Below are 22945 nucleotides of genomic sequence, written 5' to 3'. Positions count from 1 at the left end.
AAAAAGGGAAAAAGGGAAAAAGGGAAAAAGGGAAAAAGGGAAAAAGGGAAAAAGGGAAAAAGGGAAAAAGGGAAAAAGGGAAAAATTAGGATAAGAAGTAAAGTTATTATGAAAATTTGAGATATTCCCTAACCCCTAACCCCTCAAAAACAAAACTTATGGAAGACATTTCTTTAATCATCAACCAACTTGGCGAGGAGCGTGATTTGTATTATCAGGCTGTTTCTCCGCCAATTATGCAAACTTCCAACTTTGCATTTAAGGACTTTGCTAGTATGCGTTCAACTTTTGAGGACGAGTACGCGGGCGATTATATTTATACCAAAGCCAAAAATCCGACAGTGGATATGCTTAGGCTAAAACTGGCAGCCTTGCAAGGTGCTGAAGATGCCCTTGTAACTAACTCAGGAAGCTCGGCTATTTTTTGTTCGATTTTGGCGAATGTCAAAGCTGGGGATCACATTATTTCGGTTCGACAGCCTTATTCTTGGGCTCGAAATATGTTTGAAGTTGTATTGCCAAAATTCAATATCACTCATACTTATGTGGATGGCAAAGATATTCGAAATTTTGAGGAGGCTTTACAAGAAAATACGACTCTGATTTATCTCGAATCCCCCAATTCGTTTAGTTTTGAGTTGCAGGATTTGGAAGCGGTAGGGAACTTTGCCCGTGCCAGAGGCATTACTACTATAATAGACAATAGCTATTGCACGCCGCTTTTTCAGAATCCTCATGCTTATGGGATTGACTTATGTTTGCATTCGGCAACCAAGTACATCTCTGGACATTCAGATACCGTTGCGGGGGTAATTACGGGCTCGAAAGCTCGGTTGAAAAAGATATTTGATTCAGAACTTTCCAATTCAGGAACGAGTCTTTCACCATTTAATGCTTGGCTTTTGTTGCGTGGCTTGCGAACTTTGTCTATCCGTTTGAAGCATATTACCGAAAGTACGATGGCTTTGTTGCCTTTCCTGAAAAATCATCCGAAAATCGAAAAAGTGATATTTCCTTTCGATACCGATTTTCCTCAGTACGAATTGGCTCAGAAACAAATGACGGGTGCTTGCGGGTTACTAACTATTGTGTTGCCACCTGTATCGTATGAGCAAATTGAGCAATTTGCCACTGGTCTAAAGCATTTTTTATTAGCAGTAAGCTGGGGCGGACATGAATCTTTAGTGATGCCCAAGGCAGCTGGGATTCGTCCAGAAAATTATGATTCAATCAATGAGGAGCATCGTATGGTGCGCTTGTATATTGGCTTAGAAAGTGTCGAGGAGCTTCAGGAGGATTTAAACCAAGCCTTAGAGGTGATATCATAAAGAGGTAAAAACATTTTGTGCTTTATTCCTTTTATCTACTCTTAAAAAACTATTTTTTCAATAATGGATAATGCTTTGCTACGACAAACTTATCCCAATCTCTATGAGTACACAAATTGCATTTATTTTTGACATGGACGGGGTTTTAGTCGACAACCTTGAGTTTCATGTAACAGCATGGTTGGAGTTTTGTGCTGATAAAAATATTCCTCTAAATCGTGAGGAGTTTTTTCAAAATTTGAATGGTAAAAACGCACAAGATACCATGAATTATTTCTTCAAACGTGAGGTAGAACCAGAATTGGCACATGCTCTCAATGAAGAAAAAGAAGTCATTTATCGCTCGATTTATTTGCCACATATCAAGCCAGCCAATGGTTTGGTAGAGCTTTTGGAATCATTGAAAGCTAAAGGTGTGAAATTGGCAGTAGGTACTTCTGCTCCGCCAGCCAATGTTGATTTTACTTTGGACAACGCTGGTATTCGTCATTATTTTGATGAAATTGTAGACGCATCGATGGTAAAAAATGGCAAACCAGCACCAGATATTTATTTGAAAGCAGCCGAAAAATTAGGTGTACCAATCGAACATTGTGTAGTAGCAGAAGACGCTATGCAAGGAATCCAAGCTGGTTTGAGCGCGGGAATGAAGGTTATTGGTATCACAACTTCTCATACTGCTGAAGAGTTGGCGCATACGCACTTACAAGCACCAGATTTTACTACCATCAGCTACGATACGTTGGTAGAGTTGTTGGGGGTGGAATAATTTTTAATTTGAGAATTAGACGATTTAGAAATTTGAAAATCTAATAATTGGTTAGGGTTAAAATTAATAGCATAACCAGTTCTCGACCAACAATTCCACTTAGTGGGTGAATTTATTCACCCATGACGAAAATGTTGAAATAGCTGTATTAAAAACAGGCGGTAAAAAACGAAGTTTTACCGCCTGTTTTTAATAAGTAGAAGGTTGTAGCCATTGAAATAAAATTATTGTAGTCGCAACCCTTGCGGTTGCCATTTAGAGCGGGGCTACTCTTTCAAACTACCTCATCAATAATTCCATTTTCAAATCATCCAATCTCCAAATCAATTACCCTCCTTACTTTTCCAGTAAAAATAAAAAGGAAGTCCCGTTGCCATGAGTCCTAGTCCAATTAAAGCTTCATTGGGACGCTCCATCAAGGTATTTACTAAAAGAACAATACAGAAAAGAATAAAAATCGCAGGAACAAATGGATAAGCGATTACTTTGTATGGACGAGGCGCATCGGGCATTTTTTTACGTAATATAAATACGCCAAACGTTGTAGCCCCATAGAAAATAAAGGCAGCAAAAATCAACATATCTGTCAACTGGTCGAAAGTTCCAGATAGTACCAATAACGATGCCCAAACGGCTTGTAGAGCCAATGCCTTCGAAGGTGTATTATATTTAGGATGAATATAGTCTACATGTTTAAAGAACATTTTCTCGTGCGACATAGCATAAAATAGACGAGATGCTAATAAAATCGTGCTACTAGTACAATTGAAGGTAGTCACCAAAATCAAACATGAAATCAAGACGCCTCCCCATGAGCCAAGAAAATGCGTAACCACCGCCACAGCGCCAATACCATTTTTTGTCTCGTGAATTTTGATAAACTCGTCAATTGGTAAAATATACAAGTACACAAAGTTCATCATCATATACATTGCAATAATGATTATCATACCTATGGTCAGCGCCAAAGGAAGGTTTCTTTGTGGATTTTTGATTTCCCCACCAATATACCCTACGCTATTCCAACCTTCATATCCCCAAAAAGCACTCAAACATGCCAATGCCAATGCCTTGAACAAAGTACCGCCTTGCATTTCTTCTGGATTGAATTTGACACTATTTTGTTTGAGATATTCCCAGTTGCCCACACTCGAAGTAAGTCCCAAAATGATAATGCCAAGCATGACAATGATCATTAGAGTCACAAGGGTATTACTAAGTTTTTCACCCAGTTTTAGACCTTTTGTATTAAAATATGTGAGAAATACGATTAAGGCAATAGCGACAAGTTTGATACCTAGATTATCCAGAAAATGCAGTCCTAAAAAACTCATTTCGCTCATCTCGGGCGATGAGTTAGGAATAGGAATTAAACTATTCAGAGATTGAGCAAACACGTAAGCAATAGAAGCAATCGAGGCTGTACGTATAACGGCAAAGTTGGTCCAGCCGAAAAGAAAGGCAAAAAAGCGATTGTAAATTTTACGATAATACACAAAATCTCCTCCCGAATCTGCCAACATACTTGCCACTTCGGCATTGCTGAGCGTACCTGCCAAACTAATTAAACCCGCTACAAGCCAAGCTGTAAGAACAAGTCCAGGAGACTGCAACTCAGCAGACATTGGAGCTATTTTTTTGAATACTCCTGTACCAATTACAGAGCTGATTACAAGTACAATAGCCGAGGTAAGTCCGATAGTTTGAACGAGTTTTCCTTGTTTTTCGGAGTTGTTTTGCATAGAAAATGGGTTTGATTTTAGAAGAGATAAACTTCTTTTTAGTAAGTGAAAAAAGTATGTGAACTGTGGCGTAAAAGTTTGAATTACGCCAATTTGTCAAACACACGGTACTACAAATTACTGAATAAGGCTTTTAGTTCCAAATAACCTTTTAGCAGAAATACTTGGTAAATGCCCAGATAGGATAAAATAAGAAAATGATTAAAAGGTAAAAACTATCCTGAAATTGTGGAGGTGATTCGAAAAAGCTGACTTAATTTTGAGGTTCTTAATACGTATTTTTACTGATGAAATAATGGATAAGTGAAGAATTACTTTAATCAAATTGCTTTAAGGTTTGTTTTTTGTGATGTACTTGAGTACTTATTCGGTGAGTAATTCCCTCATAAGGCATCACACCCTTACCATATATTTCTAAGTAATTATTTTACCTTTGCTAGATTACCTTAACATTTAACAACAGCTAAACTGTGAAGAAAACTTTACTACTACTTTCTATTTTATTCATTAACATTCTAATGACTCAAGCCCAAAAAATTAATGAGTCAACTCAATATCATATCAAGCCTGCTACAGGTAAAATTCATATTGATGGAAATCTCGACGATGCAGCTTGGAAAGATACCCAACTGGGTGGTGATTTTTGGATGATAACTCCTACAGACACAGCAAAGGCTCAGGGTAAAACTGAATTCCGTTTTACCTATGACGAGCACTTTTTGTATGTGGCGGCAATTTGCCATGAATCTATCAAGAATAAATCTTACATCGTAGAGTCTTTGAAAAGGGATTTTAACTTTGGGAATAACGATAATCTATGGCTGATTTTAGAACCTTTTAATGACCTGACCAATGGTTTTGTCTTTGGAACCAATGCCGCAGGCGCACAGTTTGATGGTATTATTTCGGAGGGAACTAACCTTAATCCAAACTGGGATAACAAATGGTATTCCGCCACTAAGTATATGGGTGACTACTGGATTTTGGAGGCTGCGATTCCTTTCAAAACGCTTCGTTACAAAGCTGGAGAAACTCGTTGGGGAATGAATTTTAGCCGTTTGGATTTAAAGTCAAATGAAAAGTCCTCATGGGCACGAATTCCCAAACAGTTTTTCAGTATTACTTTGGCATATACAGGTTCTCTGGTGTGGGATACACCACCGCCAACGCCCAAAAACAATTTCTCGATTATTCCGTATGCCTTGACGGGTGTAAACAAAGACTACGCCAAGGGAACTGATGCGACGATCAGAAAAGACGTTGGAGTAGATGCCAAAATCGCAGTATCTTCGGCACTGAATTTAGACTTGACGGTAAACCCTGATTTCTCACAGGTAGATGTCGACCAGCAAGTAACAAACCTAGACCGTTTTGAGTTGTTTTTTCCTGAAAGACGACAATTTTTTCTCGAAAACTCCGATTTGTTCAACAACTTTGGATTCAAAACTATTCGCCCTTTCTTTTCTCGTCGTATTGGTTTGGGTTCACCAATTCAATTTGGCGCTCGTTTGAGTGGAAAAATCAATAATAACTTACGTATTGGTTTGATGGATATGCAAACCGACCCTAATAGTGGAATCAACAAACCGACCCAAAACTTCTCGACCTTGGTACTTCAACAAAAGATATTTTCCCGTTCGAATATCGGGTTAATGTTTTTGAATAAAGAGTCTTTGAATTTCGATGAAAACAAACATATAGGCTACACTCAGTATAATCGAAATCTTGGATTTGAATACAACTTGGCTTCAGCCAGTAATCTATGGACAGGTAAATTGTTATTGCTAAAATCATTTACTCCGAAGTCTCTTACTTCAAACACTACAAGTTCGGGTGATGACTATGTGCAGGCTGTAAACCTAACTCATAATGGAACCCATTGGGTCGTGCAGTGGCAACATGAATATGTTGGAAAAAACTACAATGCTGAAGTGGGATATGTACCTCGTGTAGGTTACTTCAAAATAGATCCAGATATTTCTTATTTGTTATACCCTAAAAGTGCTTCAAGCAAGGTATTTGTACACGGACCGTCGGTAGAATCTGTCAATTATTGGAATACCAACAGCAAACTAACCGATTACACAAATGTTTTCGCTTATGCGATTCAAATGAAAAATAGAAGTGCCTTGACTTTATGGACAGCCAAAGATTATGTGCAATTGCAGTTTAAGTTTAATCCGCTCAATCCTTATTCTTCCGAGTATTATGTAGCAAATCAAAGTGAGCATTCATGGAATTCAGCGGGTTTTGATTATGTTTCTACTTCTAAAAGACTATTGACATACACCTTGTCTACACGAGTAGGAGGCTATTATGGCGATGGCTCTCGCGTGGGGATTACAGGGCTTGTAGGGTATCGTTTTCAGCCTTATGTAAGTTTTTCAGTTGGCGCAGACTACAACAATATTCAAAATGTATCAGTGATGAACAGCAAGACCGATATTGTTTCAAAACAATCCGAAACATTTTGGTTGGTTCGTTCGAAAGTGGATATTACTTTTACCAACAACTTGTATTGGACAACGTATTTTCAATACAACGAGCAACAAAAAAATGTAAACCTCAATACACGCTTACAATGGCGATATAAACCAGCATCGGATATTTTCTTGGTGTACACCGACAATTATGTTCCGAACTCTTTCGGCATAAAAGACCGTGCCATCGTTCTGAAAATGACGTATTGGTGGAATGTGTAAAATAGGGTATAGGGGTTAGGCAAAGAGGCATCAGAAAAATATTTTAACTTTTTGCCTAACCCCTATACCCTCTAAAACTCATACCAAAATGACAACAATCCGAATAAAACCTCGTTTGTCGATAGAATACTGTCCGAAATGTAATTGGCTAATGCGTTCGGCTTGGATGGCTCAGGAGTTACTGACTACCTTTGCGGAGGATTTGGGCGAAGTAGCGTTGATTCCTTCCGAAATTGCAGGACGATTTACTATTATGGTCGAAGAGGAAATTCTTTTTGACCGAAAACGAGAAGGACGTTTTCCCGAAATTAAAGAATTAAAGCAATTGGTGCGAGATAAAGTTTGTCCAGAAAAAAGCCTTGGGCATTCGGATAAAAACAAAAGTTAAAGTAAATAATGGTTCTGTCCTAAGGACTTTAACAATTACGGATTTCAGAAATGCTTGAAATACAGTTTCTTAAAATAAGAAGGTAGTTTGTAATTCCGAAATCCAACATCCAAAATCCGCAATCCTATAATTCATCACGTATAAAGAAACTCCTATGAAAAAACTTATTTTGGGATTTTGTACTCTTGGTCTCTTAGTGGCTTGTTCTGCCAAAAAAGCAGATAAAGCTGAAAAAGAAGAGATTAAAGGTGAAAGTATTCCCTACAACTTAAACAAACCTGTACAAAAGTATCTATTACCTAGAGCACTCGACGAAATTTCGGGTTTGTCCTTTTATAAGAAAAATCAATTGGCTTGTGTCAACGACGAAGAAGGAACGCTTTTTATTTACGATTTTGTCAAAAAAGAAATTGTCAAGAAAGTCGATTTCGGAAAATGTGGTGACTATGAGGGAGTGGAGGTTGTTGGAGATGAGATTTTTGTGATGAAGAGTAATGGGAAAATTCATAGTTTTAAAATCGAAGAACCGTTTGAAAGAGACCTCGATTGCTCACACAAAGACGTTAAAGAATATGAAGGGTTGAGCTATGACCCTAAAAAGAATTACCTGTTGTTGGCTGCCAAACAAAGAAGCAAAGACAAAGACGATGTAAAGATGATTTATGCCTATAATCTCAACAATCAGTCTTTGTTCAAATACATTGGTATCCCCGAAGCTCAAGTAAAAACGGATAAAGGTGGTAAAGAATTTCGTCCTTCAGGGATTGCAATTCATCCTTTAACGGGGGATATGTATATCATAGCATCACAGGGTAAAAAACTACTAGTATTGGCAGAAGATGGTCACAAAAAAGCCATTACTGACTTAGATCCGAGCCTATACACACAACCAGAAGGAATATGCTTTACGCCTCAGGGTGAGTTGTTTATTTCCTCGGAAGGAAATGGGAAGTCGGGTTATATCTTACAATTTTCTCCGAAAAGCGTGAAATAGGTGTTGTTCAGGGAAAAAATCAAAAACTCAGTAAGTTTTTAAAGAACTTTCGCCCTCAATTTCGTTAATATCATAAATGAAATAGCATTTAGTACTTTCAATCAAAACCATTTTATCAAATGAAAAAATTACTTTTCTTATCCTTATTAACTCTTATTGCTTTTGTAGGTAAAGCACAACATGGCGCAGGTGACAAAGCAAAAAGACCATCTCCTCCAGCAACTGCTACAGCTACAGTAAACGGCGCTACAATCAAAATCGACTATAGCCAACCATCGGTAAAAGGTCGTAACGTATGGGCTGGTGACTTGGCTCCTTATGGTAAAGTATGGCGTACTGGTGCAAATGAAGCTACAGTTTTTGAAGTTTCAAAAGACGTAACAGTTGAAGGAAAAGCATTGAAAGCAGGCAAATATGCTTTGTTCTCTATTCCTGGCGAAAAAGAATGGGTGATTATTTTCAACAAAAAATCAAACCAATGGGGTGCGTATGACTACAAAGAGTCAGATGATGCTTTGCGTGTAACAGTACCAGCAAAAGCAGGTGCTATGACAGAGAAATTTACAATTACTGCTGAAAACTCAGGTAAAGTAACTTTGGCTTGGGATAAAGCTGCAGTAGCTTTTAACGTAAAATAAGAAATCAGTTATTTAGAGTGATATGCAAAGTCTTTTGTCTGTTTGGCAAAAGACTTTGTTTTTATAGGCTACACCCAAAAATATTTTCAATATTCTACGCTTTACTGTAATTTTGAATAACCTAACTACGACTTGTAGATTTGTTATGCGTTATATAACCTTTATTTTATATTTCCTTTTTCTTTCAACGTCCGCTTTGACACAAACTTTTATGTCACAAGTGGATCCTCCGACTATTGGCAAAGTTTGTCCCGACTTTGGTGTATCTGTCATTACTCCTTCAGGAAATGAGAAAGTAATCAACCTTCATGAACTTCGAGGAAAAGTCGTTATTCTGGAGTTTTGGGCTACTTATTGTGCTCCTTGTATTCCTTCTTTGAGCCATTTTGAGCGAATCAAAAAACAATATGGCAATGCTGTTGAAATTATTGCCATTTCGGACGAAAACCGTGATAAAGTAGATGCCTTTATTGCCAAACGCAATATCCACAATGTCCTATTTGGGATGGATTGGGGGCATAAACTCAATGAACTCTTTTTCCATCATTTTATTCCGCATACGGTTGTAATCGATAAAAATGGGGTCGTAAAAGCATTTACTGCTCCTGACGAAATCGATGCCGAAATCGTAGGAAAGTTGATTCGAAATCAGAAAGTAGAGATTGTGATGAAACAGGAGTTTCAAAATACCAATTCGATCGCTACTACAAACAATAATACCTCTCCAAACAAAGTTTCTACTGTTTTTTCGAATGCTAAAAATACACCTGATGCCAATGAATTGCGCATTAGTCTGAGTCCTTATGCAGAGGGAAAATCTACTGAATTTATCAAGGAATCCGAAAAGCATTGGGTATTTACCAATTGTACCTTGCCTTTGATGTATCAGATATTGTATGATCAAAAAGAAAGTAGGGTTAAATTAGAGGTTGCTGACGAAAACAAATACGCTTCTGACCCAAACAATCAATATTGTTTGACGATTCACATACCAGAAAGTATGGATAAAAGCGTTCCTGAGTTAGCATTGAACCAACTTGCGCAATTGTTTCCACTCAAGGCAAAATTTGAGTCAAGAAGTCAAACGGTCTTTGTTTTGGAAAAGGCAGATTCGAGCGTTGTAGTGAGTAGTAGCGATAGCACAGGAATTATTCAGAAAGGACTTACAATCAAAGATTTAGTGAGTTACTTAGAAAGTAACCCCCACTTAGTCAATAATTTGGCTGTATTAAACCAAACAGCTCTTCCAGATACTACCTTGATAGATTTGGACTGGTTTCAAAACTACAACGATGTAGTGCCTAATAAGCTGAAAACCTTAGGGTTGAAAGGCACAGAGCGAGTGGTAGATTTGAACTGTTTGATTTTGTACGAAGAAAAAAAGATAACTAAGGACGCACCATAACGGAAAGTTCCTAAATCTTTATTAAATTGGTCAACATTTGGATAAATCTTTAGGACAAAAAGAAGTATTCAAAAGTGCTTAGATTCTCTTAAATGGTGTTGTAAGTCGCATTTATTTCAAGATAATTTGTCTCAAAAATTGATAGAGAGTTGCATAATAATAAGTATTTTTACATAAATTAAGTCTTTTATAGACAAAAGGAGTAAAATCTCAATATTGAAGTCGTAATATCTTTACCCCGAAAATAATCAAATATTTATCATAAAAATATGAAGAAAGTCCTCATCGCTGAAGATAGCTCAGTCATTCAAAACCTTGCTAAGAAGATTTTGGAATTCCAAAACTTTGAAATCCATTCTGTGAAAAATGGCCAACAGGTATTAGATGCAATGGAAAAAGAAGATTTTGATATTTTATTGCTAGACATCAACATGCCAGTAATGGACGGAATGGACTGCGCCAGAGCTGTACGTGGGTTAGCAGATGCTGAAAAAGCCAATATCCCAATTATCGCGATTACAGGAAATGCTCGTAACTATACGATGGATGACTTTAAATCTGCGGGATTCAACGATATGTTGGCTAAGCCATTAAACTTTGATGCTCTTGTAGCTCAAGTGAAGGCTCTTACAGAGAAATAATACCAGTTTTTGTAAATGGATAGTACTTCGGTTTTGTCATTGTTTACATAAAATTTTCTGATAAAAAGATGTCCCAAAGGATTGGTCTTCTTGACTAGTCCTTTGGTATTTTTGTTTGATACGGGTTGGTTTTACCAACTTCCCAACGCTATTCTACATGAAAATTACCTTTCTTGGTACAGGTACCTCACAGGGCGTTCCGGTCATAGCCTGCAATTGTGAAGTGTGTCAATCATTGGACTATCGTGATAAACGTCTTCGCACTGCGATCCATATAGAGGTTGATGGAAAAAGTTTTGTGATTGATGCTGGACCGGATTTTCGTCAGCAGATGTTAAGGGAACGTATCCATACGCTCGATGCCGTGATTTTTACGCATGAGCACAAAGACCATACCGCCGGACTCGATGACGTGCGGGCATATAATTTTTTCCAGAAAAGAGATATGCCAGTCTACGGTCGTGATCAAGTATTGGAACAAATCAAAAGAGAGTTTGCTTACGCTTTTGCCGAAATACGCTATCCCGGTATTCCTCAAATCAATCTTTGTCCTATCGAAAACCAACCTTTTGAAATAGAAGGGGTTAGTTTTTTGCCTATAGAGGTATTACATTACAAACTTCCTGTGTTTGGCTATCGTATTGGCGATTTCGCTTACATTACCGACGTCAACTATATTTCTGCGCATGAGTTGGCAAAAGTCAAAGGCGTGAAGGTATTGGTATTGGGTGCACTTCGAAGAGAGAAACATCTTTCTCATTTTTCATTATCTGAAGCGGTTGAGGTTTTTGAAAAAGTAAAACCAGATATGGGTTATATTACGCACATTAGCCACCAAATGGGAATGCACTCAGATGTAGAAGAAGAATTACCTTCCAACATTCGATTGGCCTATGACGGATTATCACTTGTTTTGTAAATAAGAAAAATTAAAATAAGTGAGCACCATTTGATAATACGGAGAAATTGCTTAACTTTTGTTAATGACTGATTTTACAGTTATTAGCAAACTAAGTTGATAGCGGTATAGAAAGGCTCGATTGTAACACAGACCTTCTAGAATGCAACCAATAATTTATTGTAAGAAATCACCCAAAGCTCTTCTTTGTGAAGGGCTTTTTTTATGAAATAATGACTCAAAAAGAAATCCTACCGCCAAAGGCAGTAGGATTTACAGTTATTAACAAACTAAAATTGGCAATTGAATAGAACAACTCTTGTTGTTCATGGGGATATTCTCGACCTCAAGCTTATACAATTATCCCTTGTAAAACACCCATTTTGTGATTTCTTTCCAACTTGGTTTTTTACCATACATCAAGATACCTACACGGTATACCTTACCCGCCAACCAAGTGGTTCCAATAAATCCAAGTATTAAGAGTGTTAGTGATAAGGCTATTTCCCAGTTCGACACGCCAAATGGTAAACGCACCATCATGTCGATTGGGGAAGTTAGTGGAATGATAGAAGCCCAGAATGCAATAGGACTATCGGGCTTTTGTAAAATAAATTGTGCTAATATAAAAGATAAAATGATAGGAATTGTGACCGGAAACATAAATTGTTGAGCTTCCGACGGGCTTTCTACTGCCGAACCTATGGCAGCAAATAGCGAGCTATACAATAAATAGCCTCCTAAGTAATACAAAATGAAGCAGAAAATCATTTTTCCTAACGATACATTTTCGATAGCATCGCTGATACTATTCAATGGATTTTCGGATTTTACGCTTGCTTCAAACTTTTTGATTTCGTCTTTGCTAAGACCTGCTTTTACTTTGGCTTGTACTTTCTCCTCAATTTTACCTGACATGATAGAAGAGGTAACCGTCGAAGCAGTAAAGGTCAAAACTCCCCACAGCAAAAACTGCGTAAGACCAACCATACCTACACCGATGATTTTGCCAAGCATTAATTGGAATGGTTTTACCGAAGACACTACGACTTCGATAATGCGGTTGCTTTTTTCTTCAATTACGCCATTCATTACCTGTGAACCATACAAGAAGGCAGAGAGATATAGTAGAAATCCAAAGATGCCTCCTAAAATCATAGCACCACCCGAATTACTCGATTTTTCGCCACCATCTTCGTTGAGGGTATAGGTTTGGGCATCGACATTGATTTTGTTGTCTTCAAGGACTTTTAGGTCAATCCCAGCATTTTTGAGCTTAATATTTCTTAACTCATTCTGGATTTTGCCTTGAATAGCATGTTGTGTGCCTATTCCAACGGTTTTTTTACCTAAAATTTGTACACCCTTAGGATTCGTCAAAATGTCTTTTTCGATATGAACAACAATATCATCATTGCTTTTCTTCAAATCTTTTTTGGCTTCTTCTAAGGTTTTTTCACTGTAGATATAGGTATAATCACCTTCCGAGTTAAGTTTGCCTTTGAACAATTTGCTGTCGTCCAATACGATAACGTTTCTGGAATCATCAGAATTGACAAATAACAATACTGGAATAGTATATACTGCTGCGATCAGAAAAGGAACCAAAATCGAGGCAATCCAGAATGATTTTTTCTTAACTCTGGTAATATATTCCCGTTGTATGATGAGTAAAATCTTATTCATGATAGTTGAGGTTTAAAATTGTTGTAGGTATAACTGATGGACTATAAAATGGTATTGGCATCTTCGCCCACAACTTTGATAAATATTTCGTTAAAAGAAGGAATATTTTCGTTGAAAGCTTTCAAGTCTACTTGCTGTATAGCTTGTCCAAGAAATTGATTGGCATTGGTGCCATCCAATAAGCGCACTTTTGCTTTGGTAATACCTTCTACATTTTTGGCGCTGAGAATCTCAAAAACTCCTTCAATCGGAGCGAGTGCTCCAGAATATTCAAGGTTGAAGGTGTTATCTCTAAAACGATTTTTTACTTCTTTCTTTTCTCCGCTCAATACCACTTTTGATTTGTTAATTAAAGCAATATTGTCACATAGTTCCTCAACAGACTCCATACGGTGCGTTGAAAAAATGATGGTAGTTCCTTTTTCTTTCAAAGCTAAAATCTCATCTTTTAGCAAATTGGCATTGATTGGGTCGAAGCCCGAGAACGGTTCATCAAGGATCACCAGTTTAGGCTCGTGTACAATGGTAGCAATAAACTGTGTTTTTTGTTGCATCCCTTTCGACAAGTCTTCAACGTTTTTGTCCCACCAACCTTTAATATCAAATTTGATAAACCAAGCTTTGAGTTTTTCGACGGCTTCAGCTTTGGGCATACCTTTGAGTTGGGCAAGGTACAAAAGTTGCTCGCCTACTTTCATCTTTTTGTAAAGACCACGCTCTTCGGGCAGATAGCCAATTACTTCGATGTGTTTGGGTTGGAGTCTTTCACCGTCCAAGATAATTTGACCTTCATCTGGACCAGTGATTTGATTGATAATACGAATAAGAGAAGTTTTGCCAGCGCCATTAGGACCCAAAAGACCAAAGATAGAGCCTTGAGGTACCTGAATCGAAACGCCACTGAGAGCAGTATGTCCAGCATAACGCTTAACTACATTTTGCGCTTCAAGTATAATTGACATAAGCTAGGAGGGTTTAGTTTTGGAATGATTGTAGGTTTGAACGAGATTTTCTTTTGTCGTTGTGCCTATTGAGATACAAAAGAAAAAGAGTTTGTCAAAAGTCGTGATTCTTTTTGACAAACTCTTCGATTCTTGTGATAAAAGGTATTTGTTTCGGTATTATTCTGCTGATTCTGAAGATGGCGCCTCTTCTACTACTGGAGCTGATGATTTTTTGCTAGAAGATTTTTTGGCAGGGGCTTCTGTTGCTTCTGAGCCTGTTACAAGAGCGATTTTTGCATCAAATGCTGCTTTTTCTGCTTCTTTAGCTTTAGCTTTTGCTACTTTTTTAGATTGTTCTTTAATTTTTTCTGCTGCTTTTTTCTCAGCTTTTTCTTTAGCTTCTTCTTCGTCTTTTTGAAGTTTCGCATATTTCTTAGCGATTTCTTCAGAAGCTTTGTCTACAGTTTTAACTAATTTCTTAGCACTTTTTTCATTAAGGCCTTTGAGGTTAGACAAAATCAAAGCCGATATTTCGTCAACGAGTTGCTTTTTATCAGATTTCATGACAGGTTAATATTAAGATATTGTTAAATAATTATTAATAAATCGAAAGTATAAAAATGCCCAAAGCGAAAAAAGTAATTTGTATTAAGTTTTCACTTTGGGCTCAAAATTTAACATTAGATTATTCTTTTTCTTAGAAATGCTTGAATAATAAAGGGTTTTGAGAAGTAGATTTATACAAATCTTTTTTTAACAAACGAAGGTTGATTTTTTGTAAAAAACTCTAAACTCAACATTCAACACTCCTCACTTATTGGATTCCTGCCACATAATGCCAGCAAATAATTCCTGCTGTAACCGAAATATTCAATGAGTGCTTGGTACCATATTGGGGAATTTCTAAACAATAATTAGCATTTTTTACGGCTGTTTCGTTCACACCAAAAACTTCATTCCCGAAGATAAAGGCATATTTTTCGGTCTTTTTCGGCTGAAAATCTAGTAACGAAGTACTGCCTTCGACTTGTTCAATCGCAATTACAGTATAGCCTTCTGCCTGTAGTTTTGCGATTAATGCCACTACATCTGGCGCATGTTCCCAATCAACAGTTTCGTCAGCACCCAGCGCTGTCTTTTGTATTTCTCTGTGCGGTGGCGTTGCCGTGATTCCACAGAGATAAATTTTTTCTGCTTTGAAAGCATCAGCTGTTCTAAATACCGAACCTACGTTATTCATACTTCTGATGTCATCCAAGATTAAAATATAAGGCAATTTTTCGATAGCTCTAAACTCTTCGGCAGATAAGCGATTGAGCTCATCCATGGATAATTTACGCATTTTTTTTGATTTAAAATATGTATGCTGGTTCGTAAATTTTTAAAAGTGAATAAGTGAAAAGGCACATAGGCACAAAGTGAGAAGTTGTCTCAAATTTTGCGTTCGATTGTGCCGCAACTATTCATATTCTTACTCTCTTATCAAATTAACTAACCATCTATCTGTTTCGTTGTGAAGGCAAAGTTACAACAACGATATGAAAACCAAAGATTTTTGAACTTCAAGCAAAGATATATTCAATCCAAACCAGTTGCTTGCTAGGGCTTGGTCATCCTAATCAGTTTTGCGTATGATAAAAATCATTCTGAAGGCTTTCGATTCATTTTAGTTTTGAGAGAAAATAATGTAATCAATATTATGTCAACGCTAAGTCTTATCCAAAAATATAATGTTCCTGGTCCACGCTACACAAGTTATCCTACGGTTCCATTTTGGCATGTAGAACAATTTACCGAGACAGCTTGGATAGAAAGCTTGCAGAAAAGTTTTGCTGAAAGCAACCACCAAGGAATTAGCCTATATATCCATTTGCCTTACTGTGAAAGTCTGTGCACTTTTTGTGGTTGTAACAAACGTATCACTAAAAACCATTCGGTAGAAGAACCTTATGTAGATGCCCTTTTGAAGGAATGGGATATGTACACCGCTTTATTATCCGAAACTCCACGAATCGCTGAAATACACTTTGGAGGTGGTACGCCAAGTTTTTTCAAGCCCCAAAATCTCGCTCGCTTGGTGAAGGGCATTTTAGCAAAAGCCACATTAGCAGATGAAATAGAATTTGGTTTTGAAGGGCATCCTGGCAATACCACAGCCGAACATTTGGAGGTATTACATCAATTAGGTTTTACCCGTGTTAGCTATGGCGTGCAAGATTATGACTTGAGAGTACAAACTGCCATACATCGTTTTCAGCCTTTTGAACAGGTAAAACAAGTAACAGAATTAAGCCGAAAAGTTGGCTATACCTCTATTAGTCATGATTTGGTATTTGGATTACCTTTTCAGACTTTGGAAAGTATTGAGGACACAATTCAAAAAACGATTGCGCTCAAACCTGACCGTATTGCGTTTTATTCCTACGCTCACGTACCTTGGATTAAAGGCAATGGTCAGCGTGGTTTCAAGGATGAAGACCTCCCAAGTCCTGCATTGAAACGTCAGCTGTATGAAAAAGGTAGAGCGATGTTGGAGGCCAATGGTTATTTCGAAATTGGTATGGACCATTTTGCATTGGCAAGTGATTCAATGTATATAGCGCGCCAAAATGGGACACTCAATCGCAATTTTATGGGCTATACCACCACACAGACTAAAGTGATGATTGGTTTAGGGGTATCTTCTATCAGCGACTCATGGACTGCTTTTGCCCAAAATGTGAAAGAAATTGAAACTTATATGGATTGTATCAATCAAAATAAACTCCCTCTTCATCGTGGACATATTTTGAACCAAGAAGACCTGAAAATTCGAGAGCAAATTCTTAATCTGATTTGCCGTTTCAAAACATCTTGGGATACAGAAACTTGGACTTTTGAAGAAAAAGAAGCGCTTTTCGAAAGACTTCAACCATTTATAGAAGACGATTTGATTGTTTTGCACGACAACCGCTTAGAAGTATTGGAAGCAGGCAAAACATTTATTCGCAATATCTGCATGGCGTTTGACATGCGCATGATTAGAGAAAACCCTCAGCACAGGCTTTTTTCGCAGACGATATAGTATTATAGGGGAGAGGGAACAGGCAAGGAGGCAACAGTTGAATACTGTAAGTGAAGAACTCTCATGTATATTAACTAATGCCTAGTGCCTCTTGCCTATCCCCTCAAATAAACTATCTTTGCACCTACAAATAAACCTAATCAAATTCATACCTACTATGGATTTATTCATTTCATCTTTATTCACTTCAAAGTCGCTCTTCCAGAATATCAAGGATAGAGACGCTTTCGCCTTGTCTGTTTGCTAATTTTTCGCTTTTCTTTTTTATTAATCTCATTTCACTGAGAGACGAAAGTCTATTGGATGATTTTGTAGAGATACAATACTTTGTGTCTTGAACAATCTTTCATGGGGTTTTGGGTATTCTCGAAGCGATGCAAAATCTTGCGTCACTTTGGGTAAAAACCATGCCTTAGCTCATCGTCTTTCAATGATAATTATTCTTCAAATTTTATGAAAACGATTATTGAACCATTCAGAATAAAGGCAGTAGAACCCATCAAATTCACGACAGCATCGGAGCGTGAGCATATTTTAGCTGACGCTGGCTATAACCCATTTCTTATCAAAGCAGAGGATATTATTATCGATTTGTTAACCGATAGTGGTACTTCTGCCATGAGTGCTAAGCAATGGGCAGGCATCATGGATGGTGACGAAAGCTATGCTGGTTCTCGTAGTTTTTACCGTTTTGAGGAAATGGTCAAGTTGATTACGGGTATGAAATATGTAATTCCGACGCACCAAGGGCGTGCGGCTGAGAAAATTCTGTTTTCGATTGTTGGACAAGAGGGAAAATTTATTCCTAATAATACTCACTTCGATACCACTCGTGCCAATATTGAGTTTTCAGGAGCCAACGCCGTTGATTTGCTCAATGAAGATGGTAAGCGCCCAGAAGTTATTGCAGATTTTAAGGGTAATATGGACGTAGAAAAACTACGTGAATTTATCGAAGCCACTGGCGTCGAACATATCCCAATGGTGATGATTACGGTGACAAACAACTCTGGCGGAGGTCAGCCAGTGTCGATGCAAAATGTCAAAGACGTTCGTGCAGTATGTGATCAATATGGATTGCCTTTGTTTATTGATGCTTGTCGTTTTGCAGAGAATGCCTATTTTATCAAAAAACGTGAACAAGGCTATGCTGATAGAAGTATCTTATCTATTTGCCAAGAAATGTTTAGCTATGCCGATGGTATGACCATGAGTGCCAAAAAAGATGCTTTGGTAAATATTGGAGGTTTTTTGGCGATGAATAATGAAAACTTGGCTATGCAATGTCGCAATGTTTTGATTGTGACTGAAGGTTTTCCCACCTATGGAGGTTTGGCTGGTCGTGATTTAGAGGCTATTGCTCAGGGACTAGAAGAAATTCTGGATGAAGATTATTTGCATTACCGTATTCGTAGTGTCGAATATTTGGGTGATAAATTAATCGAGGCTGGAGTGCCAATTATGCGTCCAACGGGCGGTCATGCGATTTATTTAGATGCTAAAAACTTTTGTCCACATATTCCAGTAGAACAATATCCAGGACAGTCTGTAGCGATTGCATTGTACCAAAAAGGTGGCGTGCGTGCTTGTGAAATTGGTAGTGTGATGTTTGGTAAATATGATGAAAATGGAAAGCTTGTGCCTGCTGCGATGGAATTAGTGCGTTTGGCGATTCCTCGTCGTGTATATACCCAAAGTCATATAGACTATGTAGCTGAGGTGATTATTGAGGTTTTTCAAGAAAGAGAAAAACTTAAAGGCGTAAAATTAACTTATGAAGCCCCAATGCTACGACATTTCACTGCTCGATTTGCTTTTGTAGAGTAGCATCGTAAACCATCCTTTTTCATCAGCGCCATAGATACGACAGTACTCAATTGAGTTGGTTTTCTGTCGTATCTATGACTTTTTTATTTTACAGGTATTTTATTTTTATGATTTACTCCTGAAATCTGTTAATAAATGACCTTTTTTTACAAAAATAAAACAAGTTGTAAATGCCTGTAATATAGACTATATCTATGGTTTGGGAATTTCTATAGATATAATGTATAATTAAAATCTATAGCTTCATATAAAATATCAATTTGATTTATAGTTTTCAAAACAGCAATTTTGTCATGTAAACATAACACAACAGTTATTAACAAACACATGAATAGATCCTTAAAAATTGCTGCTTTAGCCTTATTATCATCGACAGTCGCAGTTGCACAAGCCCCCCTAACTACTAATAATGGTTCTCCAGTTGGCGATAATCAAAACTCTAAAACAATTGGACAAAATGGACAAGTATTGCTAGAAGACATTCATTTGATTGAAAAACTAGCCTCGTTCGACCGTGAGCGTATTCCTGAGCGTGTGGTACATGCACGTGGTGCTGGGGCTTATGGTGAGTTTGTTTCAGAAGGTGAATTTTCAAAATATACCAAAGCGGCTTTGTTTGCTTCTAAGGGTAAAAAAACGCCTGTATTTGTTCGTTTTTCGACAGTAGTTCACGGAAATGGTTCACCAGAAACTTTACGTGACCCTCGTGGTTTTGCGACGAAGTTTTATACTGAGCAAGGAAATTATGATATCGTAGGGAATAACCTTCCCGTATTTTTTATTCGCGATGCCATCAAATTTCCTGATATGGTGCATGCTTTCAAGCCGTCGCCCATTTACAATAAGCAAGACCCCAACCGTGTGTTTGATTTCTTCTCGCATATTCCAGAAGGTACTCACATGTTGACGCGTGTTTATTCTGATTTCGGTATTCCTGCTAATTACCGTCAAATGGATGGGTCGAGTGTTCATGCATTCAAATGGGTAAATGAAGCAGGCGAAGTGAGTTATGTAAAATATACTTGGAAAACGAATCAGGGTGTAAAAAACCTTACTGCTGATGAAGCTGCCAAAGTACAAGCCCAAGATTTTCAGCATGCTACGGTAGATTTGTATGACAATATTAAAAAAGGACACTTCCCGTCTTGGGATTTATATGTACAAATTTTAAAACCAGAAGATTTAGACAAATTTGATTTTAATCCGCTTGACGTAACAAAAGTTTGGCCTGAGTCGATTGCTCCATTGACAAAGGTTGGTAAAATGACTTTAAACCGTGTACCCGATAATTTCTTTGAAGAGGTTGAGCAGTCGGCTTTTGCTCCTGCCAATTTGGTACCGGGCATAGAGCCATCTGAAGATAAACTTTTGCAAGGTCGCTTATTTTCTTACACCGATACGCAACGTCACCGCATCGGAGGCAATTTTCAACAGCTTCCTGTTAATGCCCCAAAAGTGGCTGTAAATACTTACAACCAAGATGGTGCTTTTAGCAATCGCCACAAAACTTCTGATGTAAACTATCAGCCAAGTGTTTCGGCTGATGCTCTGGCTGACAATGCACAATACAAATATTCAGTTTCTAAGTTTACCAATGTGACTACAGTTCAGCAAAGAATCACAAAGCCGAATGATTTCAAACAAGCAGGAGATTTTTATCGCTCTTTGTCAGAAACAGATAAGGCGAGTTTGATTAAAAACTTATCTGGAGATTTGGCTGCTGTGAAAAACAAGGATGTAGCTCGCAAAATGGTTGGCTATTTCTACCTAGCAGATGCTGATTATGGTACTCGTTTGGCAAAAGCCCTAAACTTTAGTCGTGAGGAAGTTGAAGCGTTGTTTAGAAAATAATTTATAGTAATTAGGCAAAAAGGCAATAGGCATGAGTAGTCTTTTATGGGTAACTGTAGTTTTCCTTTACTCAATATCAAACAACATCGGGCAGGATGAAGAAAGATATTTTGCAAATGGAAATAAAGGTATCATTCAAACGAACACTAATGCCTGTAACCTTATCACCCTTGCCTAAAATGACCCATCAAACCATGCAATCTATCAAAGTCATTTCGCTTTCATACAAAACTGCTGATGTTGCAGTTCGTGGACAATTACAATTCTCAGAGGAGGAGGTGCAAACCTTTTTGACAAGTTTTCAAGCACATGAAGATGTAAAATCCTTGGTGCTTCTGTCGACTTGTAACCGCACTGAATTGTATTTTGAGTCAGAAACTACAACAGCAAAAGACATGATTGAACAGATATTGACTTTCAAAAATGTATGGATTAGTGGACATTTACTTAAAATCATTGAATCAACTCATGAGTCAGCTCAGTACATTATGGAAGTAGCTACAGGATTACATTCGATGGTTTTGGGTGATAAACAAATTATTCAGCAAGTCAAAAGTGCTTATTTACAGAGTCAAAGCATGGGGCTTGTTTCGGGTGTATTTGAACGACTGTTTCAACAGGTTTTTCGTGCTTTTAAACGTACGAACAATGAAACAGCATTTTTGAAAGGTTCACAATCTACTAGTTATTTGGCAGTGGAGCACACCAGAAGACTTGTAGGCAAACAAGCAAAGCTTTTGCTATTGGGAGCGGGAGAAATCGCCAAAGATGTGGTCAAATATTTGGTGTCACAAGGTTTTGCAAACGTTGTGATAGCCAATCGCACTATCGAAAAAGCCCAAACGCTTGCTAAGTTAAAGGAGTCTTATTGTTATCTTCCTTTTTCAGAAATACCTCAGTATTTTTCAGATTTTGAGGTGGTAATTTCAAGTATTGGCGTAAAAGATTTAATTCAGGATCACTTTTTTACCAAAGCTCATTTCCCTAAAGTATTGATTGATTTGGCTGTTCCTGCGAGTATCTCGTTGTCTGATTCTACAAGCCAAGCCGTACAATTGATCAATATAGATACTTTGGTCGAAAAAATTCAGGTAAACAAGGCCGAAAGCCAAGCCGCCGTTAGCGACGTTCAAACGATTATTGGACAAGAGTTAGCACAATTTATGAAATGGCATGATTCATTACCTATCAATCAGTTTTTGGCTTCCTTGAAACAACATTATAAGTCTACTATTCAAGAAAAACTACAACAGCATCATCAAGAGTTACCAGAAGGAGTTATTGATTCTATTGTGGCTTCATTGCTTAAAACACCAGCCGTAAGTCTCAAAAGTATGAATTTGCCAGAATCTGTCTCATCGGTTCAACAACTCAACAATATTTACCACTTTTAGGCTTTTAATATTATGAAAAATATACTTTTTGTATTGTGTTTCACTCTCATCATACATACAACCCAAGCACAGCAATCTATTTGGAATGCTTGTCGTGAAGGCGATAAAACAATGGTAGAATCTCTGTTAAAACAAGGAGTTTCTGTCGATACTCAAGATCATAAAGGCTTTACACCATTGATTTTGGCAGTGTATAATCAACAAGTAGAAGTGGTAAAGTTTTTATTAGAGAAAGGGGCAAATACCAATATAGCAGATGCCTCAGGCAATACTGCCTTAATGGGGGCTAGTTTTAAAGGATATACCGAAATCGCACAATTGTTATTAGAAAACAAGGCGAACCCTAATATTCAGAATGGAAACGGTGCTACAGCGTTGAGTTTTGCAGCCACGTTTGGGCACCTTTCTTTAGTCAAAGTATTATTGCAGGCGGGAGCCAACAAACAACTCCAAGATCGTTTTGGAAATACTCCTCTCAAAAATGCCTTGATGCAAGAAAATACTGAAATAGCGGAGCTTTTGAAGTAAAATAGAGTTTAACACACATGAGTCATTATTGTAAAAATTTGTATGCCTTCAGTAGAGACGCAATGTTTTGCGTCTAAGGCTGAGTCACATATCAAAAAAGGGGTCGGAAAATAAATTCCACCCCCTTTTTTGATACTATATTTCAG

At 37.6% G+C, this 22945-nt stretch carries 19 protein-coding genes; 14 read left to right on the top strand and 5 right to left on the bottom strand.

From position 1 onward, the window contains the following. The first annotated feature begins 158 nt into the window (after nucleotides 1–158). Together GVN22_RS12875 and GVN22_RS12870 are read left to right on the top strand one after the other, a co-directional pair. Nucleotides 159–1328 (top strand): PLP-dependent aspartate aminotransferase family protein, encoded by a 1170-nt coding sequence (locus GVN22_RS12875; RefSeq protein WP_166551430.1) that lies wholly within the window; start codon nucleotides 159–161, stop codon nucleotides 1326–1328. A 103-nt stretch (nucleotides 1329–1431) separates the two neighbouring features. Further along, on the top strand, nucleotides 1432–2097 hold the full coding sequence (locus tag GVN22_RS12870; RefSeq protein ID WP_166551429.1) for an HAD family phosphatase: 666 nt from the start codon (nucleotides 1432–1434) through the stop codon (nucleotides 2095–2097). A gap of 323 nt (nucleotides 2098–2420) precedes the next feature. Here GVN22_RS12870 and GVN22_RS12865 read toward each other — a convergent pair whose 3' ends face one another. Then, on the bottom strand, nucleotides 2421–3839 hold the full coding sequence (locus tag GVN22_RS12865) for an APC family permease (protein ID WP_166551428.1): 1419 nt from the start codon (nucleotides 3837–3839) through the stop codon (nucleotides 2421–2423). 470 nt (nucleotides 3840–4309) lie between these two features. On the opposite strand from GVN22_RS12865, the gene GVN22_RS12860 reads away from it, so the two are divergent. The 7 genes from GVN22_RS12860 (at nucleotide 4310) to GVN22_RS12830 (ending at nucleotide 11526) form a co-directional block, all read left to right on the top strand. After that, complete coding sequence (locus GVN22_RS12860) at nucleotides 4310–6541, top strand: DUF5916 domain-containing protein (protein WP_370520413.1); 2232 nt, start codon at nucleotides 4310–4312, stop codon at nucleotides 6539–6541. Nucleotides 6542–6629: 88 nt separating this feature from the next. Then, a complete protein-coding gene (locus tag GVN22_RS12855; protein ID WP_166551427.1) occupies nucleotides 6630–6929 on the top strand; it encodes a SelT/SelW/SelH family protein in 300 nt (99 codons plus the stop codon). 154 nt (nucleotides 6930–7083) lie between these two features. Continuing rightward, nucleotides 7084–7923, top strand: coding sequence for an SdiA-regulated domain-containing protein (locus GVN22_RS12850; RefSeq protein WP_166551426.1), 840 nt, complete (start codon nucleotides 7084–7086; stop codon nucleotides 7921–7923). A 119-nt stretch (nucleotides 7924–8042) separates the two neighbouring features. Then, a complete protein-coding gene (locus GVN22_RS12845) occupies nucleotides 8043–8561 on the top strand; it encodes a DUF2911 domain-containing protein (RefSeq protein ID WP_095167391.1) in 519 nt (172 codons plus the stop codon). A 211-nt stretch (nucleotides 8562–8772) separates the two neighbouring features. Continuing rightward, nucleotides 8773–9966, top strand: a complete 1194-nt coding sequence (locus GVN22_RS12840) for a TlpA disulfide reductase family protein (RefSeq protein ID WP_166551425.1) — start codon at nucleotides 8773–8775, stop codon at nucleotides 9964–9966. Nucleotides 9967–10235: 269 nt separating this feature from the next. Continuing rightward, the gene (locus GVN22_RS12835) at nucleotides 10236–10607 is read left to right on the top strand and encodes a response regulator (RefSeq protein ID WP_095167395.1); all 372 of its coding nucleotides are present in this window, start codon (nucleotides 10236–10238) and stop codon (nucleotides 10605–10607) included. 157 nt (nucleotides 10608–10764) lie between these two features. Further along, nucleotides 10765–11526, top strand: coding sequence for an MBL fold metallo-hydrolase (locus GVN22_RS12830; RefSeq protein WP_166551424.1), 762 nt, complete (start codon nucleotides 10765–10767; stop codon nucleotides 11524–11526). 339 nt (nucleotides 11527–11865) lie between these two features. On the opposite strand, the gene GVN22_RS12825 is transcribed toward GVN22_RS12830, so the two are convergent. The 4 genes from GVN22_RS12825 to GVN22_RS12810 form a co-directional block, all read right to left on the bottom strand. Further along, nucleotides 11866–13191, bottom strand: a complete 1326-nt coding sequence (locus tag GVN22_RS12825) for an ABC transporter permease (protein WP_166551423.1) — start codon at nucleotides 13189–13191, stop codon at nucleotides 11866–11868. 41 nt (nucleotides 13192–13232) lie between these two features. Beyond that, on the bottom strand, nucleotides 13233–14153 hold the full coding sequence (locus tag GVN22_RS12820) for an ABC transporter ATP-binding protein (RefSeq protein ID WP_095167401.1): 921 nt from the start codon (nucleotides 14151–14153) through the stop codon (nucleotides 13233–13235). A gap of 159 nt (nucleotides 14154–14312) precedes the next feature. Beyond that, on the bottom strand, nucleotides 14313–14699 hold the full coding sequence (locus GVN22_RS12815; protein ID WP_166551422.1) for a hypothetical protein: 387 nt from the start codon (nucleotides 14697–14699) through the stop codon (nucleotides 14313–14315). A 250-nt stretch (nucleotides 14700–14949) separates the two neighbouring features. Continuing rightward, the gene (locus GVN22_RS12810) at nucleotides 14950–15477 is read right to left on the bottom strand and encodes an RNA methyltransferase (protein ID WP_166551421.1); all 528 of its coding nucleotides are present in this window, start codon (nucleotides 15475–15477) and stop codon (nucleotides 14950–14952) included. 357 nt (nucleotides 15478–15834) lie between these two features. Here GVN22_RS12810 and hemN point away from each other — a divergent pair, with 357 nt between their 5' ends. The 5 genes from hemN (at nucleotide 15835) to GVN22_RS12785 (ending at nucleotide 22799) form a co-directional block, all read left to right on the top strand. Next, nucleotides 15835–17199, top strand: coding sequence for an oxygen-independent coproporphyrinogen III oxidase (gene hemN, locus GVN22_RS12805; protein WP_166551420.1), 1365 nt, complete (start codon nucleotides 15835–15837; stop codon nucleotides 17197–17199). A 453-nt stretch (nucleotides 17200–17652) separates the two neighbouring features. Next, nucleotides 17653–19026, top strand: a complete 1374-nt coding sequence (locus GVN22_RS12800; RefSeq protein WP_166551419.1) for a tryptophanase — start codon at nucleotides 17653–17655, stop codon at nucleotides 19024–19026. Nucleotides 19027–19353: 327 nt separating this feature from the next. After that, nucleotides 19354–20877, top strand: coding sequence for a catalase (locus GVN22_RS12795; RefSeq protein WP_166551418.1), 1524 nt, complete (start codon nucleotides 19354–19356; stop codon nucleotides 20875–20877). Between the two features lie 95 nt (nucleotides 20878–20972). Then, complete coding sequence (gene hemA, locus GVN22_RS12790) at nucleotides 20973–22271, top strand: glutamyl-tRNA reductase (protein WP_166551417.1); 1299 nt, start codon at nucleotides 20973–20975, stop codon at nucleotides 22269–22271. Nucleotides 22272–22283: 12 nt separating this feature from the next. Next, entirely contained in the window at nucleotides 22284–22799 is a 516-nt protein-coding gene (locus GVN22_RS12785) for an ankyrin repeat domain-containing protein (protein ID WP_166551416.1), read from the top strand. The last annotated feature ends 146 nt before the right edge of the window (nucleotides 22800–22945 follow it).

Origin of the sequence: Cellulophaga sp. BC115SP, assembly GCF_009905545.1 — a bacterium.
GTDB lineage: Bacteria > Bacteroidota > Bacteroidia > Cytophagales > Spirosomataceae > Flectobacillus > Flectobacillus rivi.
The sequence above is the reverse complement of the archived record's forward strand: the minus strand, read 5'-3'. Positions and strand labels throughout refer to the sequence as shown.

Excerpts from the sequence above, each read along its gene's own strand:
- GVN22_RS12875 (WP_166551430.1), top strand. The coding sequence starts at position 159 with ATGGAAGACATTTCTTTAATCATCAACCAACTTGGCGAGGAGCGTGAT.
- GVN22_RS12870 (WP_166551429.1), top strand. The coding sequence starts at position 1,432 with ATGAGTACACAAATTGCATTTATTTTTGACATGGACGGGGTTTTAGTC.
- GVN22_RS12865 (WP_166551428.1), bottom strand. The coding sequence starts at position 3,839 with ATGCAAAACAACTCCGAAAAACAAGGAAAACTCGTTCAAACTATCGGA.
- GVN22_RS12855 (WP_166551427.1), top strand. The coding sequence starts at position 6,630 with ATGACAACAATCCGAATAAAACCTCGTTTGTCGATAGAATACTGTCCG.
- GVN22_RS12850 (WP_166551426.1), top strand. The coding sequence starts at position 7,084 with ATGAAAAAACTTATTTTGGGATTTTGTACTCTTGGTCTCTTAGTGGCT.
- GVN22_RS12845 (WP_095167391.1), top strand. The coding sequence starts at position 8,043 with ATGAAAAAATTACTTTTCTTATCCTTATTAACTCTTATTGCTTTTGTA.
- GVN22_RS12840 (WP_166551425.1), top strand. The coding sequence starts at position 8,773 with ATGTCACAAGTGGATCCTCCGACTATTGGCAAAGTTTGTCCCGACTTT.
- GVN22_RS12835 (WP_095167395.1), top strand. The coding sequence starts at position 10,236 with ATGAAGAAAGTCCTCATCGCTGAAGATAGCTCAGTCATTCAAAACCTT.
- GVN22_RS12830 (WP_166551424.1), top strand. The coding sequence starts at position 10,765 with ATGAAAATTACCTTTCTTGGTACAGGTACCTCACAGGGCGTTCCGGTC.
- GVN22_RS12825 (WP_166551423.1), bottom strand. The coding sequence starts at position 13,191 with ATGAATAAGATTTTACTCATCATACAACGGGAATATATTACCAGAGTT.
- GVN22_RS12820 (WP_095167401.1), bottom strand. The coding sequence starts at position 14,153 with ATGTCAATTATACTTGAAGCGCAAAATGTAGTTAAGCGTTATGCTGGA.
- GVN22_RS12815 (WP_166551422.1), bottom strand. The coding sequence starts at position 14,699 with ATGAAATCTGATAAAAAGCAACTCGTTGACGAAATATCGGCTTTGATT.
- GVN22_RS12810 (WP_166551421.1), bottom strand. The coding sequence starts at position 15,477 with ATGCGTAAATTATCCATGGATGAGCTCAATCGCTTATCTGCCGAAGAG.
- hemN (WP_166551420.1), top strand. The coding sequence starts at position 15,835 with ATGTCAACGCTAAGTCTTATCCAAAAATATAATGTTCCTGGTCCACGC.
- GVN22_RS12800 (WP_166551419.1), top strand. The coding sequence starts at position 17,653 with ATGAAAACGATTATTGAACCATTCAGAATAAAGGCAGTAGAACCCATC.
- GVN22_RS12795 (WP_166551418.1), top strand. The coding sequence starts at position 19,354 with ATGAATAGATCCTTAAAAATTGCTGCTTTAGCCTTATTATCATCGACA.
- hemA (WP_166551417.1), top strand. The coding sequence starts at position 20,973 with ATGAAGAAAGATATTTTGCAAATGGAAATAAAGGTATCATTCAAACGA.
- GVN22_RS12785 (WP_166551416.1), top strand. The coding sequence starts at position 22,284 with ATGAAAAATATACTTTTTGTATTGTGTTTCACTCTCATCATACATACA.